Annotated in this window: 16 protein-coding genes; all 16 read right to left on the bottom strand. The window is 69.4% G+C overall.

From position 1 onward, the window contains the following. Nucleotide 1: 1 nt before the first annotated feature. The 16 genes from hisG to QUD34_RS06555 all read right to left on the bottom strand — a co-directional run bounded on the left by hisG (nt 2) and on the right by QUD34_RS06555 (nt 15,735). The gene (gene hisG / locus QUD34_RS06480; protein ID WP_286355784.1) at nt 2–643 is read right to left on the bottom strand and encodes an ATP phosphoribosyltransferase; all 642 of its coding nucleotides are present in this window, start codon (nt 641–643) and stop codon (nt 2–4) included. Next, the gene (locus QUD34_RS06485) at nt 640–1,608 is read right to left on the bottom strand and encodes an ATP phosphoribosyltransferase regulatory subunit (protein WP_286355785.1); all 969 of its coding nucleotides are present in this window, start codon (nt 1,606–1,608) and stop codon (nt 640–642) included. Before QUD34_RS06485 ends, hisG begins: the two co-directional genes overlap by 4 nt. Then, nucleotides 1,608–2,231 (bottom strand): bifunctional phosphoribosyl-AMP cyclohydrolase/phosphoribosyl-ATP diphosphatase HisIE, encoded by a 624-nt coding sequence (hisIE, locus tag QUD34_RS06490; RefSeq protein WP_286355786.1) that lies wholly within the window; start codon nt 2,229–2,231, stop codon nt 1,608–1,610. Before hisIE ends, QUD34_RS06485 begins: the two co-directional genes overlap by 1 nt. Further along, on the bottom strand, nt 2,221–2,985 hold the full coding sequence (gene hisF, locus QUD34_RS06495; RefSeq protein WP_286355787.1) for an imidazole glycerol phosphate synthase subunit HisF: 765 nt from the start codon (nt 2,983–2,985) through the stop codon (nt 2,221–2,223). The genes hisIE and hisF overlap by 11 nt, the downstream gene beginning before the upstream one ends. Beyond that, nucleotides 2,985–3,698, bottom strand: a complete 714-nt coding sequence (locus QUD34_RS06500) for a 1-(5-phosphoribosyl)-5-[(5-phosphoribosylamino)methylideneamino]imidazole-4-carboxamide isomerase (RefSeq protein WP_286355788.1) — start codon at nt 3,696–3,698, stop codon at nt 2,985–2,987. The genes hisF and QUD34_RS06500 overlap by 1 nt, the downstream gene beginning before the upstream one ends. Continuing rightward, on the bottom strand, nt 3,689–4,324 hold the full coding sequence (gene hisH, locus QUD34_RS06505) for an imidazole glycerol phosphate synthase subunit HisH (protein ID WP_286355789.1): 636 nt from the start codon (nt 4,322–4,324) through the stop codon (nt 3,689–3,691). Before hisH ends, QUD34_RS06500 begins: the two co-directional genes overlap by 10 nt. Beyond that, on the bottom strand, nt 4,321–4,905 hold the full coding sequence (gene hisB / locus QUD34_RS06510; protein WP_286355790.1) for an imidazoleglycerol-phosphate dehydratase HisB: 585 nt from the start codon (nt 4,903–4,905) through the stop codon (nt 4,321–4,323). The genes hisH and hisB overlap by 4 nt, the downstream gene beginning before the upstream one ends. Continuing rightward, nucleotides 4,902–6,686 carry an aminotransferase class I/II-fold pyridoxal phosphate-dependent enzyme gene (locus tag QUD34_RS06515; RefSeq protein WP_286355791.1) on the bottom strand — a complete coding sequence of 595 codons (1,785 nt, stop codon included), beginning with the start codon at nt 6,684–6,686 and terminating at the stop codon, nt 4,902–4,904. Before QUD34_RS06515 ends, hisB begins: the two co-directional genes overlap by 4 nt. 81 nt (nt 6,687–6,767) lie before the next feature. Beyond that, nucleotides 6,768–8,147 carry a histidinol dehydrogenase gene (gene hisD, locus QUD34_RS06520; protein WP_286355792.1) on the bottom strand — a complete coding sequence of 460 codons (1,380 nt, stop codon included), beginning with the start codon at nt 8,145–8,147 and terminating at the stop codon, nt 6,768–6,770. A 68-nt stretch (nt 8,148–8,215) separates the two neighbouring features. Further along, entirely contained in the window at nt 8,216–9,124 is a 909-nt protein-coding gene (gene lpxC, locus QUD34_RS06525) for a UDP-3-O-acyl-N-acetylglucosamine deacetylase (RefSeq protein WP_286355793.1), read from the bottom strand. Nucleotides 9,125–9,248: 124 nt separating this feature from the next. Further along, nucleotides 9,249–9,953 carry an IspD/TarI family cytidylyltransferase gene (locus tag QUD34_RS06530; protein WP_286355794.1) on the bottom strand — a complete coding sequence of 235 codons (705 nt, stop codon included), beginning with the start codon at nt 9,951–9,953 and terminating at the stop codon, nt 9,249–9,251. Further along, nucleotides 9,922–10,767: an SPOR domain-containing protein gene (locus tag QUD34_RS06535; protein WP_286355795.1), complete on the bottom strand. Its 846-nt coding sequence runs from the start codon at nt 10,765–10,767 to the stop codon at nt 9,922–9,924. Before QUD34_RS06535 ends, QUD34_RS06530 begins: the two co-directional genes overlap by 32 nt. A 134-nt stretch (nt 10,768–10,901) precedes the next feature. After that, entirely contained in the window at nt 10,902–12,533 is a 1,632-nt protein-coding gene (locus tag QUD34_RS06540; RefSeq protein WP_286355796.1) for a DUF4388 domain-containing protein, read from the bottom strand. Next, nucleotides 12,530–13,729 (bottom strand): tyrosine--tRNA ligase, encoded by a 1,200-nt coding sequence (tyrS, locus tag QUD34_RS06545; RefSeq protein WP_286355797.1) that lies wholly within the window; start codon nt 13,727–13,729, stop codon nt 12,530–12,532. The genes QUD34_RS06540 and tyrS overlap by 4 nt, the downstream gene beginning before the upstream one ends. An 89-nt stretch (nt 13,730–13,818) precedes the next feature. Then, on the bottom strand, nt 13,819–14,370 hold the full coding sequence (locus QUD34_RS06550) for a hypothetical protein (protein ID WP_286355798.1): 552 nt from the start codon (nt 14,368–14,370) through the stop codon (nt 13,819–13,821). A gap of 9 nt (nt 14,371–14,379) precedes the next feature. Further along, nucleotides 14,380–15,735 (bottom strand): PhoH family protein, encoded by a 1,356-nt coding sequence (locus QUD34_RS06555; RefSeq protein WP_286355799.1) that lies wholly within the window; start codon nt 15,733–15,735, stop codon nt 14,380–14,382. Nucleotides 15,736–15,758: the final 23 nt, after the last annotated feature.

Genomic DNA, 15,758 nt, shown 5'->3' on the forward strand with positions numbered 1-15,758 from the left:
CTCAGCGCAGCGTCGCCATCAGCAGATCCGCCAGGGGCCGGATACGCCCGGGTTCACTGAGGTAGGCCCCGCGGGCGGCCACGAGGCGGGCGGAAGATCGGCCCAGCACGGCCGTTTCCACCAGGCCGTGGGCCTTGAGGGTGCCGCCGGTCTGCACCAGGTCCACGATGGCATCCGCCAGGCCCAGCAGGGGCGCCAGCTCGGCGCTGCTGCTGAGGGGCACCAGCTCGGCCGTGAGGCCCTCCCTCGTGAGCCAGGCCTCGGTGGCCTTGGGGAACTTGGTGGCGAGACGCAGGTGGGGCTTGGCGCGCAGGGCGTCCAGCGTGATGCCCGCCTGGGCGCAGAGGGACAGACGGCAGGCGCCGAAGCCCAGGTCCGCCAGCTCGAGCAGATCCATGTCCAGCTCATCCAGGGTGTCCGAGCCCACGATGCCGAGGGACGCCACGCCGGCCGCCACATAGCGGGGCAGGTCGGCGCCCTTGAGGAGCAGCGCGGCCACGCCGGGCGTGGCCGTGGGAATGCGCAGCACCCGGGATTTCAGGGCCTGGGCATCCAGGGCCAGGGGCGTGCCGGCGAGCTTCGGCACCAGCTCGTCGCCGAGGCGGCCCTTGGGGAAGGCGATGAGCAGCGTCTGGAGCGTCATCGGGGCTCCTCGAAGAGGTCGGGCCGGGTGTCGGCGAGGTCGAGCAGGCGGGAGAGCCGCACGCAGAATCCGGCGGCCTGCCAGGGGCGGCCCAGGTCGGGGAAGAGGCGGTCATAGCGACCGCCCGCGGCCAGTTCCTGCTGAGCGCCGGGGGCCCAGAGCCGCAGGGTGGGGCCCGTGTAGAAGCCGAGCCCCGCCACATCGGCGAGGTCCACCCGCAGCTCGAGGTTGGGGGGGAGGATGGGCAGCAGGGCCTGGAGGGCGCGGTCCATGTGCTCCCGCTCGGCCTCCAGCAGACCCGCATAGGGACTCGACTCCAGGGCATCCAGGGTGCCGGGGCCGTCGAGCTCAGACAGCAGGGCCTCGGCATGGGCGGCCAGGCGCGCGGCGGAAGGATGGCCATCCAGGGCTTCCCGCACCCGGTGGGGGGCGCGGCGCGAGAGGGCCGCCACCACGGCGTCGGAGAGGGCCCCGAACAGCCCCTCCGCCTCCAGGGGCCGGCGCACCAGGGCCGCGTTGCCCAGGTGCAGGATGGCGCTCTTCAGGCCAAGACAGCCGGGGATGGCCATGAGCAGGCGGGCCAACTCCACATCGGCCTCGGCCGAGGCCTCGCCCTCGGGTTGGATGCGCTCGCAGCCCACCTCGAAGCGTTCGACGGCTTCCCAGGGCTGCACCGGGCGGCGGAAGACCGCGCCCGCGTAGGCCACCCGCGGCGGGGGTTCGGGGAAGCCCCGGGTCAGCAGGCCCGCCAGGGCCACGGTGAAGTCCCAGCGCAGGGCCACGAGGTCGTCGCCGTCGAAGAAGCGCAGGGCGCCCTCTGGGACGGCTTCCCGCAGCACGAGCGAGGGATGGAGTTCGCGATAGCCGTGGGATTGGAGAAGGCCCATGAGGGCATCCTCCCAACGGCGGAGGCGGGCGGCGGAGCCAAAAAGCAGGTCGGGAAAGTGGGGGGTGCGGACGGGCATCAGGCGGGCCCCCCGGAACGGTCCGCATGGCGGTGGTGGAGCACTTCCACGACCTCGAGCAGGCTCGCGCCGCGCTCCAGGAGCAGGAGATCCAGGTGGAACAGGAGATCCGCCGCCTCGCCGAGGAAGGCCTCCCGATCATCGTTCTTGGCGGCGAGGATCACCTCGCCCGCCTCCTCCACGACCTTCTTGGCGATGCGGTCCACGCCCTGGGCGAAGAGCTTCTGGGTGTAGCTGCCGTTGAGGTCCGCCGAGGCTTTCCGCGACTTCAGCAGGGCTTCCAGCCGGCCCAGCCAGGGCAGGGTGGCGGGCCAGGGCTCCCCGTCAAAGCAGCTCTCCGTGCCCCGGTGGCAGCTGGGCCCCTCGGGATCGGCCACGATGAGCAGGGCGTCCGCATCACAGTCGGGGCGGATCTGGACGAGCTTCAGCCGGTTGCCGCTGCTTTCGCCCTTCACCCACAGCGCCTGCCGGGAGCGGCTCCAGAAAGTGACGAAGCCGGTGTCGAGGGTGAGCCGGAGGGCCTCGCGGTTGAGCCAGGCCATCATGCGGAGCTCGCCAGTGCGGCTCTGGACGAGGCCGGGGATGAGGCCGTCGGCGTCGAATCGGAGGGAATCAAAGGTCATGGGAGATCCGCACGGAGATGTCGTTCTGGGCGAGGTAGGCCTTGAGCCTGGCAATGGGCAGGATGCCTTCGTGGAAGAGCGTGGCGGCCAGCACGGCGTCCGCGCCGTGCTCCAGGGCCTCCAGGAAATGGATTTCGAGGCCCGCGCCGCCGGAGGCGATGAGCGGGATGGGCAGTTCGGTGGCCTGCTCGAGCAGCGGCAGATCAAAACCATCTCCGGTGCCGTCGCGATCCATGGAGGTCAGCAGGATCTCGCCGGCCCCCAGCTCATTCAGCTCCTGCAGCCATTCCAGGGCGGACCGGTCCGTGGGCTCGGTGCCGCCCTTCAGAACCACCCGCCATCCCAGGTCCGCGTCGCGCTTCACATCCACGGCGGCGACCACGCATTGCCGCCCGAAGGCGTCGGCCAGTTCGGAGACCAGGGCCGGGCGGAGGGCGGCGGCGGTGTTGACGGCCACCTTGTCCGCGCCCGCGCGCAGCAGGCCGCGGGCGTCGTCCACGCTGGAGACGCCCCCGCCCACGGTGAAGGGGATGCTCAGCTCATGGGCCACCGCCCGCACCCACGCTTGGCGGGTGCTGCGCTGTTCCAGGGAGGCCGCGATGTCGAGGAAGACCAGTTCGTCGGCGCCTTCGGCGTCGTAGCGGCGGGCCAGGTCCACCGGGTGGCCCAGGTCGCGGAGATCCTTGAACTGGACGCCCTTTACGACGCGGCCCTGCTTCACATCCAGGCAGGGGATGATGCGCTTGGCGGGCATCAGGCGCCTCCTTCCAGCGCGACCCGGGTGGACGGGGCATCCAGCGGGATGAAGCCTTCCATGAGGGCCTTGCCGCTGATGGCGCCCACCACGCCGGGGATCTCAATCAAGGGGGCGAGATCAGATAGACCCTTGACCCCACCGGAGGCCTGGACCCGGAACCCCTCGCCCGCCACCCAGGCTGCCGCTTCCACGCCGGGGCCTTCCAGCGTCCCGTCGCGGCTCACATCGGTGACCAGGGCGCGATCGAAGCCGAGGGTGAGCAGGGCCTCGAAGACATCGGTGGAGGCGCAGGCGCTGGAAGACTGCCAGCCGCGGGTGACGATGCGGTCGCCCTTGAGGTCGAGGGCCGCGACGATGCGATCCCCGGGCAGCCCCCGGAGGGCACTGGGCTGCTCCACGGCCAGGGTGCCCACCACGGCGTCGAACCCGAGGTCGAGCACCTCCTCGATGGCCTGGCGATCCCGGAGGCCGCCGCCCAGCTGGAAGCGGACTTCGGGGAACCGTTCCGGGAACCGGGTGAAGGCCCCCTGACGCGATCCGCCGAAGGCGCCGTCCAGATCCACCAGGTGGATGCGCCGGGCCCCGGCTGCGATCAGCCGCACCACCCAGGCCTCCGGCGTCAGGTCGTAGAAGGTGGCCTGCTGAGGATCACCGTGGCGCAGCCGCACCAGGCGGCCCTGCAAGAGGTCCATGCTGGGGATCAGTTGCATGGCACCTCCGGCGCGGGGGTGGTGGCACCCATCCAGGCCAGGGCCGCCTGGAGCAGCATCAGCCCCGCGGCGCCTGACTTCTCGGGGTGGGGCTGGAAGCCCATGACATGTCCCCGGGCTTCGATGGCCGCGAAGGGCCGACCGTGGTCCGCGGTGTAGACCGTCTCCAAGGTGGGTTCCAGGGCGTAGCTGTGGACGAAATAGAGCCAAGTATCCTTGGGATCCGGCAGGCCCGGGTGGGGGTAGTTCTGGCGCACCTGGCTCCAGCCCATGTGGGGCACCTTCACGCCGGGGCCCAGCCGCCGCACGATGCCTGGGATCAAGGCGAGGCCCGAGGCGCGGGGCGCCTCCTCGCTCCCCTCGGCCAGCAGCTGCAGGCCCAGGCAGATGCCCAGCAGGGGGCGGCCCTCGGCCACCAGCCCTGGCAGCACGCGCCACCAGCCGCGCTCGCGCAGGGACTTCTGGGCCGCTTCGAAGTGGCCCACGCCGGGAAGCACGATGGGGCCCTCCTCGGCGGCCTGATCCGGCGACGCCGCCCGCACGAAGGGCAGATTCAGGCGCTCGAGGGCGCCCTCGAGGGAGGCGAGGTTCCCCGCGTCGTAGTCGATGAGGGTGATGGTGCTCATGCGGACAGGGTCCCCTTGGTGGAAGGCACGCCGCCGCCCTCGGTCCGCGTGGCCTGGCGCAAGGCGCGGGCCAGGGCCTTGAAGAGGGCCTCGACCTTGTGGTGGGTGTTCACGCCCCGCAGAAGGTCCGCGTGGATGGCCAGCCCGCCGCGTACGGCCAGGGCGATGAAGAACTCGCGGACCATCTCCACCTGGAACCCATCACCCAGGACGATGGGGGGCAGCTCCGCGTGGAATTCGCACCAGGGACGGCCCGAGAGATCCACCACCACGCGGGCCAGCGCCTCATCCAGGGGCACATAGGCATGGGCGAAGCGGACGATGCCGGCGCGGTCGCCAAGCGCCTCCTTCAGCGTGTCGCCCAGGCAGAGGCCCACATCCTCCACCAGGTGGTGGCTGTCCACGGGCAGGTCCCCCCGCGCCTCGACCTCCAGGCCGAAGCCGCCGTGCTTGGCCAGCTGCAGCAGCATGTGGTCGAAGTAGCCCAGACCGGTGCGGATGCGGGCCTCCCCGCCCTCGAGGCGGAGGGTGACCTTCACATCCGTCTCGGCGGTGGCGCGGTGCAGGGTGGCGGTCCTCATGGCAGCTCCTGGCAATTGGAAAACGGGGTCTGATTCAGCATCGGCAGAAGGACGCGCAGGCTCGCGGACTGCACATCTCCCGGGGCGGCGAAGCGGGCGCGATCCGGGCCCAGGGCCGCGAATCGCCAGGTGAGTTCGGGACGCGCCGCCGCGGCCGCCCGCAGGCAGGCGGCATCATCGACGGTGTCCCCCACGAAGAGGATCTCCTCGGCCCGGAAGGCATCCGCCAGCTGCAGCAGGCCGGCGGGCTCGGGTTTGCGGAGGTGGGGGGCGGCATCGCAGACCGCCGGCAGCTGGAAGCCGAGCACGCGCCAAGCCAGCTCCAGTTCCTCCGGCGGACGCCCGGTCAGCACGGCCAGATCCCAGCCCGTGGCCTGGAGGTCCTCCAGCGAGGCCAGCGGCCGCTCCAGCTGGATGGTGTCGGCGTAGTGCTTCTGGACGGCGGCCTGGGCGGCTGGTTCGAGCGCTTGGATGCGGGCTTCGAGCTGCGGGAAACCTTGACCGGCGGCACCTTCGGCCAAGGTCTGAAGGTCCCGGTCCCCGAAGGCTTCCGCCAGGGCCAGGGCCCCCGCCGCGAGGCGGAAATCGTTGTTGAAACCCCCCAGGCGCTTGAAGGCCCGGTAGGCCCCCTCGGACCAGGGCAGGGCCGGGCGCAGGTCGGCCAGGGCGCGGCCCACTGCCTCCAGGAAGCTGCGGTCGGCATCGATGAGGACGCCGTCGATGTCCAGGACCAGCAGGCGGCGGCGGGGCCGGGGGGCCGGGGCGGGCAACGAGCCGCCAAGCGCCGAGGCGACGCGCAGCATATCAGTCTCCGTGCCGAGGGTGACGCGGGCCGCGTCGGTGCCGGGCAGGCGGCGCACCTTCATTCCCGCGGCTTCCAGGAGGGGCGAGGGATCCGGGGACAGGTGCAGGAAGTTAGCGGCGCTGGGGGCCGCCTGGTGGGCAGGCAGCGCCGCCGAGAGGCGGTCGCGGCGGTCGGGCAGGGCCCGCACGGCGGGCTCGAACTCGGCGGCGAAATCGAGGGCCACATCCAGCGCCTCCAGGCTGGCGGCGGTCAAGGAGTAGGGCAGTTGCAGCGCGGCGAGCTTCGCGACCAGGGCGGGATCGCCCAGCAGGTAGCCGATGCGCCAGGCCGCGGAGGCCAGGGCCTTGCTGAAGGTGCGGAGCAGCACCAGGTTCGGGTAGCGGTCCACCGCCAGGCGGTGTGTGGCGGGGGCGAACTCCGCGTAGGCCTCGTCGAGCACCACCAGGGGCGGCTCGGGCCGGGCCGCGGCGGCTTCCAGCAGCGGCTCCAGCGCGGCCGGGGAGATCCAGGCGCCGGTGGGGTTGTTCGGCAGGGTAAGCCAGATCTGGCGGCAGTCGAGGGCGCTGAACCAGGGCTCCAGCGGAAAGCCGGTGCCCTGGGGGATGGCCCGCACCTGGCCACCGTTCCGCCGGACCAGCATGGGGTAGAGGCTGAAGCCGGGGTCGGGGATGGCCACCGCATCGCCGGCGCTCAGGCCCGCCGTGGCCACCAGGTCCAGCAAGGCGCCGCTGGAGGGGCCCAGCAGCAGGCCATTCTCCGGTGCGCCCACGCGCTTCCGCAGCCGCTCCGTGAGCTCGTCCTGCCGCTCGGGATAGAGGTGGAAGGGCAGGTCCCTGAGCCGTGCCAGCAGGGCCTCCCGCGCGGCTTCGGGCCAGTCCGAGGCCGCCTCGTTCATGTGCAGCCGCAGGCCGGTGGGGGGCTCGGGAGGCCGCCGGTAGGCGGGCAGGTCGGACAGGTCGGGTCGGAGCAGGGACATGGGGAACTCGGGATGAGGGTAGGAGAAAACCAGGCTTCCGGGTGAAGAAGCGATGCGGAGCGCTCGGCGAAGAGGCGCTCCCTAGGGGCGATGATGGGCGCGGAGACCGGCGCCGGCCGCGCGGAGCGCCGCGCTGCGGCCGTGGTGCACGAGGCCTTCCGCTTCTGCGAGCCGCTCCACCCAGGGGGCCATGGCCGCCGCGTCGGCAGGAGTGAGCCGCAGCAGGCTCTGGCGCTTGAGGAAGGTGGCGACGCCCAGGGGGCTGGTGTAGCGGGCGCTGCGGTTGGTGGGCAGCACATGGTTTGGTCCTGCACCGTAGTCGCCGAAGGCCTCGGCACTGGCGCTGCCGATGAACAGGGCCCCTGCCGCGGTGAGGGCGGGCAGCCAGGCCTCGGGGTCGGAGACGCAGAGCTCGAGATGCTCCGGGGCCCAGGCCTGGGCCAGGGCGATGGCCAGCTCGCGCTCCGCGCAGACCAGCCGTCCGTGGGCGCCCAGGCTCTGTTCGAGGACGGCCTTCCGGGGCGAGGCGGCTACTCGCGCTTGAAGCTCCGCGGCCACTGCCTGCAGCAGGGTACGGTCGGCGCTCACCAGCACGGCGGCGGCATCGGGATCGTGCTCGGCCTGGGCCAGCAGGTCCTCGGCCACCCAGGCGGGATCCGCGCTGCCATCCGCGATCACCAGCAGCTCCGTGGGCCCGGCCAGGGCATCGATGCCGCAGGTGCCGATCAGCTGCCGCTTGGCCTCGGCCACGAAGCGGTTTCCGGGCCCCGCAACGAGATCCACCGCGGGCTCCCCGTAGGCCAGCCAGCCCAGGGCCTGGGCCCCGCCGAAGGGATAGAGTTCGGTCAGGCCCAGCTCCGCGGCACAGGCCAGCACCAGCGGATCGATCCCCCAGGCGCCCGGCAGGGTGGGCTCGGGCTTCGGGGGGGTGACGCCCACGATACGCGCCACACCAGCCACCTGGGCGGGGATGACCGTCATGGCGAGGGTGGAGGGGTAGAAGGCCCGACCCCCGGGAATATAGACTCCCGCCGTCTTCAGGGGGCACCAGCGCTCGCCGACGGTGCCGCCCCCGGGGAGGGGCCGTTCCAGGTCGCGCAGGCAGTCGCGCTGACCCTCGGCGAACCGGCGCACATTCGCGATCATCTCGCGCAGGGCGGCCATGAGGTCCGGCTGGTTCCGGTCCAGGTCCGTACGGGCCGCCTCGAGTGCGGAAGCCGGGACGCCGAGGGCCGCGGGGTCCAGCCGCACACCGTCCAGGCGGGCGGTCCAGGCCACCGCCGCGGGCAGTCCGTTCTGACGCACATCACGAAGGATGGCCGCCACGGCCTCCCTGGTGTCCTCTTCCATCTCCCCGCTTCTGGCCAGCGCGGCCACCCACCCGGGCACATCCGCCCGGTTCGTCAGGTCACTGATGGAGATGAAGTAACACCTATGCACCTCGTTGGGTGAAGGATCCATCCTGGCAGCATGGGATGGGGAACGGCAACTGGAAATCCCGCCGGGCCGCCCAATCCCCAGCCGGGCCCTCAGGCGGGCTGGGCCACGAGGGGATGGAAGAAGAACTGCACATTGGCGGGCTCGGCGTTCTCGGTCCACTCCCAGCAGTTGGGGCTCGCGAGGATGGCCTGGACCAGGGCGACATGCAGGGCATGGCCGGCGGCGTGGGCTTCCACGAGACCCAGCAGGGGCGCGCCGAGGAGGGCCAGATCGCCCACCAGGTCGAGCATCTTGTGGCGCACGGCCTCGTCTTCGAAGCGCAGGGAGTCGTTGAGGGGCCCATCGGCGCCAAAGACCACGGCGTTGTCCAGGCTGCCCCCGAGTGCGAGGCCCCGGGAGCGCATCATGTCGATCTCCTGGGCCAGGCAGAAGGTGCGGGCGGCACCCAGCTCGCGGCGGTATTTCTCGGGGGTGAGGCTGAGCTCGCGGCTCTGCCGTCCCAGGGAGGGGATGGGGAAATCGATGACATAGCGCAGGCGGAGGCCGTCGAAAGGCAGGGCGCGAATCCAGCGATCCCCGTTCCGCACTTCGATGGGCTGGGTGATCTTGAGGAAACGGCGACGGCCCTGGAGGCTCTTCGTGCCGGCCTGCAGGATGGCGTCCACCCAGGGGGCGGCGCTGCCATCGAGGATGGGGAGCTCCTCGGCGTCCACCTCGATGCGGAGGTGCTCGACCTCCAGCCCGGACAGGGCCGACAGGAGGTGTTCGATGGTCTGGAGGCGCACGCCATCCTTCAAGAGGGTGGTGGACAGCACCAGGTCGCCCGCCAGGCTTGCCTTGGCGGGAATCTCCGTGCCCGTGGGGGTGTGGATGAACACCAGGCCCGTGGGGGCGTCCACCGGCACCAGCCGCACCGAACAGGGGCGGTTCCCATGCAGGCCATGGCCCGAGATGGTGATCTCGCGGCTCAGGGTCTGGGGTGTGGTGCTGCGGGGCATGGTTCGTCCTCGCAGATTGGAAAGCCAGATTCGTGCCGTTTTATTACTCAAATTATTTTATGATTTGAACGGTCACAAGAAGAAAGAAGATGTGGGTTCATCCACCACACACCGTGGTCAGGGGTCAGCGGGGGTGGGTCCGGTCCCAATCTTCGGGCGTGGTGAGTTTCAGATTGGTGCCGGGGCTGGTGACCAGCTTCACGGCGAGGCCCAGCCGCTCCAGGAGGGCCACATCGTCCGTGGCGGTGAATCCGGCCTCGTCCGCGGCCTGGAAGGCCCGGAGCCAGGTGCCCAGCCGGGCGATCTGGGGGGTCTGGGCGCGGAAGAAGGCCTCCCGGGGCTCCGTGCCCAGCACGCGTCCCTGGGCGTCCACCCGCTTCAAGGTGTCCGTGGACGGCTCGCCGAGCAGCACCCCGTCAAAACGGTTCAGAGCCTCCAGAGCCTCCCAGAGGGGAGCCGAGGGCGGGAAGGGGCGCACGGCATCGTGGATCATCACCGGGGCCAGGGGTTCCTCGGGCAGGGCCGACAGCGCCGCCCACACGGATTCCTGCCGGGTGCTCCCTCCGGTCACCACCCAGCAGGGCGCACTGAACGACCAGCGGCGGACCTCATCCAGGTGGGACTCGGGCACGGCCAGGGCGATGCCGGCTAGATGGGGCATGCCTGGGGCCAGGAAGGCCTCGACGGTCGCTTGCAGCAGGGGCCGTCCGCCCCAGTCGCGGAACTGCTTGGGCAGGCCTCCGCCCATGCGAAGCCCCCGGCCTCCCGCCGGGATGACCAGGTAGGGGCGCGGGGGATCAGCGCTGGCGGGTGATGAAGGGTTCGACACCGCGATCCTTCAGGTGCTTGGTGATTTCTTCGGCGGCCTGCTCGGCTTCCTGACGGCTGGTGTAGCTTCCCACCCGGACGCGCTTCACCGACAGGCCGCCGCGGGTGACGGTGTCCTGGAGGCTGACGGGGCCGAAGGTGTTTTCAAGTTCGCGCGTAAGTGAGTCGATGTTCTTGGGATCCGAAAGGGCGGCGACCTGCACGACGAAAGGATCGATGCGGTCCACGGCCGGGTCGAGGGCCGTGGGAAGACCCATGGCATTCACGGACCGGATCCGGACGCGGGTGGTGCCCTGTCCGGCGAAACCCAGGTCCTGAGCGCCCCGCTTGGACAGATCCAGCACCCGGCCCTTGACGAAGGGGCCGCGGTCGTTCACCCGGAGGACCGCCCGCTTGCGGTTGTCGAGGTTCTCCACCTCCACGAAGCTGCCCAGGGGCAGGGTGCGGTGGGCGCAGGTGTACTGTTCGGGGTCGAAAATTTCTCCACTGGCCGTTGGCCTACCAGCGAATCCATCCCCATCGCCGCCGTACCAGCTGGCCACGCCCTCTTCCACATAAGCCTGGCCGTCGGCCGACGAGCCGCCCCCCAGGGGACCGGCGGTCGGAGAAGGAAGGTAGGCCGGCGGGCGGGTGCAGTGGAGGGTGAAGCTCAGGGCCACCAGGACCGCCACCCGGGGCGTGCTCCAGCGCATGAGCCGCAAGAGGCCACCCTTTCCGGGCACCACGGGGACTGGAGGATCGAAGGCGACATGGATCTCGTGGATCCAGAGCGCGCAGGCCTTGCTCCAGTTGGTGGGGGGGAAGGGCGACAGCATCGGGCTCCACAAAGAACAGGGGGCCAGAATTAATGAACCCCCTCATATACATATAAAGTATAGTCGGCGCTAGGCCGTTTGTAAAGGATCTGAAATAACAGTTGGTATATATACAGCGGTCGCACGATTTATGACTACTGCCGATCGGGGATCTGGCTCACCCGGAAGGGTTTGGGACGGTTGCCTTCGGCCAGGAAGGGGGCGGGCAAGCGTCGCGCGGCGTCCTTGGCCGCGGCCTCGGAGCCGTAGGCCCCCAGGAACACCTGGTAGCAGGTGCGTCCGTCCCGCATGGCCATGGGCACCAGGAAGAGGTCTGGATCCAGACCCTTCAGCAGGCTGGCGGCATGTTGCACGGTGCTGCCCTGACAGGCGATCTCCAGGCGGAGGGACCATTTCCCCTGGATCGCCTTCCGCTGGCCGGCACCTTGGGCGAGGGCCAGCTTCCAGTTCCCGTCCAGAATGGCCTGGAGGCGGTCTGCCTTGGAAGGCGGTGCGCCCGTTTTGGACTCGGCCTTCGGTTCAGCCTTGGCCGGAATCTTGGGTTCGGTCTTGGCCTCAGGCTTGGGTTCAGCCTTGGTCTCGACGGCCAGGGGGGCACCGGCATCGGTCTTGGGGGCCGGGTTCGGGGCGGGCGGGGTCACCTTCTCGGTTGGTGCTCCGGGTTTGAGGGGGCTGCTGGGCGGAGTTGCCCCACGAGCGGTGGATCTATGCTTATACCAGCGCAGACCGCCCCAGAGCCCCAGGGCCGCCACCAGAAGCAGCAGGAGCACCAGGGGGCGCCGGGCAGGAGCGGTTGCTTCAAGTTCCGGCGGCGCATAGCTTTCCGTGCTGCCCTCGGCCTCGTGGTGAATGGGGACGGCCAGCACCGGACGGGGTTCGGGTTCGGGGTCGGGGGGGAAGGGATCCTCGACCTCATCCTCGGGGCCCAGCTGGTCCAGCGCTTCGGACAGGTGCTCCAGGTTGGTCGTGGGCCGCTGGCTGGCGCGGATTTCCGCGAACAGGGAAGGGGGTGTCGGGGTGGATTCCGGCAGGGCCGGGGTCATGGCCGCTTCGGGGGGGTCCAGGGCCATCTCCAGCGCCCGGCGGTCGAGGGGGGGCAGCTCGTGGAGCCGGGCCCATCCCATCTCCCGCAAAAACAGCACGAAGGCGCCGAGCCGGAAGGGCTCCACCCCGGATTCGCGGCTGAGTTCCATGAGGGTCCGGCTGCCGTCCAGGAGGCCGGGGATGCGGACCAGGTCCGGTGGCAGGGTGAGTTCCTGGTGGCGCCGGCCCTCAAGCACCACCACCTGATTCAGGGGGCCCAGCTCCTCAAGGAGGCGCTCCCGATCGCGCAGGTTCAGCACCCCCGCCAGCAGCATGGCCGGGGTGTCGAAAGGCAGCCGAACCGTGTTGGTCTCCAGCTCTTTGGCTTCAAAGGTGGGAATTTCAACGCCTTCAGCCATACCGGCCCAGACCACCCGCTCTACCTGGGCCCGGGCCACATCCAGCAAGTCGCGCTGGGTGATGAAGCCCATTTCGATGAGGTTCTTGCCGATGGACATGGCCGGGTTGAGGTTGGCCATGGCGTAGTCGAGCTGGGCCTGGGTGATCTTCCCCCGTTCGACCAGCAGGTGGGTCAGACGATCCAGGGGGTGGGTGCTGACAGCGAAGACCACATCGCCCGATTCGATGAACACCGTGCGCTGGGGTTCCTGGCCCAGGCGCCACAGGCCCGTGGCCCGGCCACGATGCCGGGCGAAGAGATCCTTGAGGGCCGGAAGGCTCATGTGACCACCCATCGCTCGAGCTTGAGTTTGCCCACCTTCACCAGCAGGGACTGGCCGGACTGCAGCGCCAGCCGGAGGGTGGCATCGCCGACCTTCTGCCCATCCAGGCTCACCGCACCCTGGCCGAGAAGGCGCTCAGCCTCCTTGCGGCTGGCGGCCAGGCCCCGGTCCACCAGCAGGCGGCTGAGGGGGACCTCCCCGTCCGTGGGGGCCACGGTGACCTCGGGGGCCTCCTCCTGGCTGCGCTCGGAGAAGCGGCGCACCCAACGATCCTCGGCCTCGCGGCCGGCGGCGGCGCCGTGGAAATCCGACACGATCTGCCGGGCCAGGGCCTTCTTGGCATCCATGGGGTGACCCTGCTTGAGGGCCTCGATTTCCGCAGGCAGCTTGTCCGTCAGCAGCAGGTACCAGTCCCACATGAGGGCGTCGCTGGCGCTCATGGCCTTGCCGAACTGGGTGTCGGCGTCTTCCATGAAGCCGATGTAGTTGCCCAGGGACTTGGACATCTTCTCGACGCCATCCAGGCCCAGCAGCAGGGGGACCGTGAGCACCACCTGGGGCTTCTGGCCGGACGCCTCCTGGAGGATGCGGCCCTGCATGAGGTTGAACAGCTGATCGTTACCGCCCAGCTCCACATCGGCCTGGAGGGCCACGGAATCATAGGCCTGGGTCAGGGGGTAGAGCAGTTCGTGGAGGGAGATGGGCTCGCGGGCCTCCATGCGCTTGGCGAAATCATTGCGTTCAAGCATCTGGGCCACGGTGAACCGGGAGGCCAGGCGGATCCACTGCTCGCCATGGAGTGGCTCCAGCCACTCGCTGTTGAAGCGGATCTTCGTCTTCTCCGGATCCAGGATCTTGAAGACCTGGGCTTTGTAGGTCTCGGCGTTGGCCAGCACTTCCTCTCGGGACAAGGGCGGCCGCGTGGCCTTCTTGCCCGTGGGGTCGCCGATGAGGCCGGTGAAATCGCCGATGAGGAAGGTGACCTCGTGCCCCAGCTTCTGGAACTGGGCCATCTTGCGGATGAGCACGCCGTGACCCAGGTGCAGGTCCGGCGCCGTGGGATCGAAGCCCGCCTTGATCCGAAGGGGCCGGCCCTCCTTCAGCTTCGCCTCCAGCTGTTCCACCTTGTGGCAGGTCACAGTGCCCTTCATGAGCAAGGCGAGGGCGTCAGATACGGATCCGGAAGCTGCGGTCATGCTTGAATCTTGGCGGAAAAACCCCGCGGGCTCAATGCGGATCGGCGTGGATCGGCGCGGATCCTGCCACAAGTCCGCGGAGGCCGTCTTCAGCGGACATCAAGCCCCGTGACGCGCCGCGGACCGGTATCACCGGCTTTCCGGGCCCCCTCGAAGGTGACATAGACGGCCCGGCCCGACTTCGGACTCCAGCCCACCTCCACCTTGCCGCCGAAATCATGATTGATGCGGAGCCCCTGGTGATCCATCAGCTCCGGGGTGAGATCGGGGACGGGAGCCAGGTCCTTCTGCCACTTGGAGGACGCCTGCAGGAAATCGGATTCCGTCGGCCAGGTCTTCGCCAGCCCCGGGTTGGCGGCGTAGAGGGCACGGCAACCCTCGGGGGTGCGCAGCTGTTCCACCACGGTGCGGAAATCCTCCCAGTCCGGGCGCACCTTGTCGGCCACGAGATTCATGGCCTTCTGCTTGAAGCCTTCAGGGTCCTTCTTGACCTTGTTGGCGATGAACGCCACCCCGCCCACGCAGGTCACCAGGGCGACGAGGAAGGCGATGCCGCAGCCCAGGGCGATCTTGCCCCAGAGAGGCAGGCCCGTCTTGAGCGGAACGCCGTGGCCGCCGTTGTCCCAGGAAGAGTCAGCCATGGCGGCCTCCTACAGCAGGTTGCTCGCGAGCTCGGCCAGCTTGCTGCGCTCGCCCTTCATCAGGGTGACATGGCCGGAAACATCAAGGTGCTTGAAGTGCTCCGCCAGGAAGCTCAGGCCGTTGGTGCTGGCATCCACATAGGGGTTGTCGATCTGGTGCGGATCGCCCGTGAAGATGACCTTGGTGCCTTCGCCAGCCCGGGTGAGGATGGTCTTGACCTCGTGGGGCGTGAGGTTCTGGGCCTCGTCCACCACCAGATACTGCTTGGGGATGCTGCGGCCCCGGATGTAGGTGAGGGGTTCCACGCTGAGGTAGCCCGCCTCCTCCAGCTGGCCTGCCGTCATGGTGGTGCGCTTCCGGGCCTCGGTGTTGGCGCCCACGATGAACTCGAGGTTGTCGTAGATGGGCTGCATGTAGGGCCGCAGCTTTTCGCTGATGTCGCCGGGCAGGTAACCCAGGTCCCGGCCCATGGGCATGACCGGGCGGCTCACGAGGATCTTGTCGTAGGACTCGTCGTCCACCACCTGCTGGAGGCCCGCGGCGATAGCCAGCAGGGTCTTGCCGGTGCCTGCCTTGCCCAGGAGGGTGACCACCTGGACATTGGGATCCAGGAGCAGCTCCATGGCGAACTGCTGCTCGCGGTTCCTGGGCTTGATGCCCCAGGGCCAGGCCTCCATGCGCTTCAGGGGGCGCAGGAGCCCCTCGCCGGCCATGAACCGGGCCAGGGCCGTGTGGCTGGGGTTGGTCTGGTCCACCAGGGTGAGGAACTGGTTGGGTTCGAGTTGCAGCTCGGGTTCGGGCTGGAGGCCGCCGTCATAGAGCAGGTCCACCTTGGCGGGGTCCACTTCCCAGGATTTGTGGCCGGTGTAGAGTTCGTCCATCTCCACCCGGTCGGTGGTGTAGTCCTCGGCCAGGATGCCGATGGCGTCGGCCTTGATGCGGAGGTTGGTGTCCTTGGTGACCAGGACCACCTTCTCTTTGCAGGTGGTGAGGAGCTGCTTGGCACAGGCCAGGATCTGGTTGTCGGCTTTGTGCTTGTCCGCGGACAGGATGCCGATGTCCAGGGGGTGGTTCTCCACATCCACCTTGAGGGACCCGCCGCCTTCCAGGGGCACGCCCCGGCTGAGACTCCCGCTGGCCCGAAGCTTGTCCAGCATGCGGGAAACCGTGCGGGCGTTGCGCCCGATTTCAGTCTGATCCTTCTTGAAGTGATCCACCTCCTCGATCACCACGATGGGCAGTACCACATCGTGTTCTTGGAAATGGAGGATGGAGTTCGGATCGTGCAGGAGGACATTCGTATCCAGGACGAAGACTTTCTTGCTGGATGGCGGGACCAAAGAGACCTCCAGGGCTGCACGCACCCTACCACCAAGCGGCCGGGCTT

The sequence above is a fragment of the Geothrix oryzae genome (genome assembly GCF_030295385.1).
Classification (GTDB): Bacteria; Acidobacteriota; Holophagae; order Holophagales; family Holophagaceae; genus Geothrix; species Geothrix oryzae.

Coding starts and splice junctions, on each gene's coding strand:
- hisIE (WP_286355786.1), bottom strand. CDS start 2,231: ATGACCTTTGATTCCCTCCGATTCGACGCCGACGGCCTCATCCCCGGC.
- QUD34_RS06500 (WP_286355788.1), bottom strand. CDS start 3,698: ATGCAACTGATCCCCAGCATGGACCTCTTGCAGGGCCGCCTGGTGCGG.
- hisB (WP_286355790.1), bottom strand. CDS start 4,905: ATGAGGACCGCCACCCTGCACCGCGCCACCGCCGAGACGGATGTGAAG.
- QUD34_RS06550 (WP_286355798.1), bottom strand. CDS start 14,370: ATGGCTGACTCTTCCTGGGACAACGGCGGCCACGGCGTTCCGCTCAAG.
- tyrS (WP_286355797.1), bottom strand. CDS start 13,729: ATGACCGCAGCTTCCGGATCCGTATCTGACGCCCTCGCCTTGCTCATG.
- QUD34_RS06515 (WP_286355791.1), bottom strand. CDS start 6,686: ATGTCCCTGCTCCGACCCGACCTGTCCGACCTGCCCGCCTACCGGCGG.
- lpxC (WP_286355793.1), bottom strand. CDS start 9,124: ATGCCCCGCAGCACCACACCCCAGACCCTGAGCCGCGAGATCACCATC.
- QUD34_RS06535 (WP_286355795.1), bottom strand. CDS start 10,767: ATGCTGTCGCCCTTCCCCCCCACCAACTGGAGCAAGGCCTGCGCGCTC.
- QUD34_RS06485 (WP_286355785.1), bottom strand. CDS start 1,608: ATGCCCGTCCGCACCCCCCACTTTCCCGACCTGCTTTTTGGCTCCGCC.
- hisD (WP_286355792.1), bottom strand. CDS start 8,147: ATGGATCCTTCACCCAACGAGGTGCATAGGTGTTACTTCATCTCCATC.
- QUD34_RS06540 (WP_286355796.1), bottom strand. CDS start 12,533: ATGAGCCTTCCGGCCCTCAAGGATCTCTTCGCCCGGCATCGTGGCCGG.
- hisF (WP_286355787.1), bottom strand. CDS start 2,985: ATGCCCGCCAAGCGCATCATCCCCTGCCTGGATGTGAAGCAGGGCCGC.
- hisG (WP_286355784.1), bottom strand. CDS start 643: ATGACGCTCCAGACGCTGCTCATCGCCTTCCCCAAGGGCCGCCTCGGC.
- hisH (WP_286355789.1), bottom strand. CDS start 4,324: ATGAGCACCATCACCCTCATCGACTACGACGCGGGGAACCTCGCCTCC.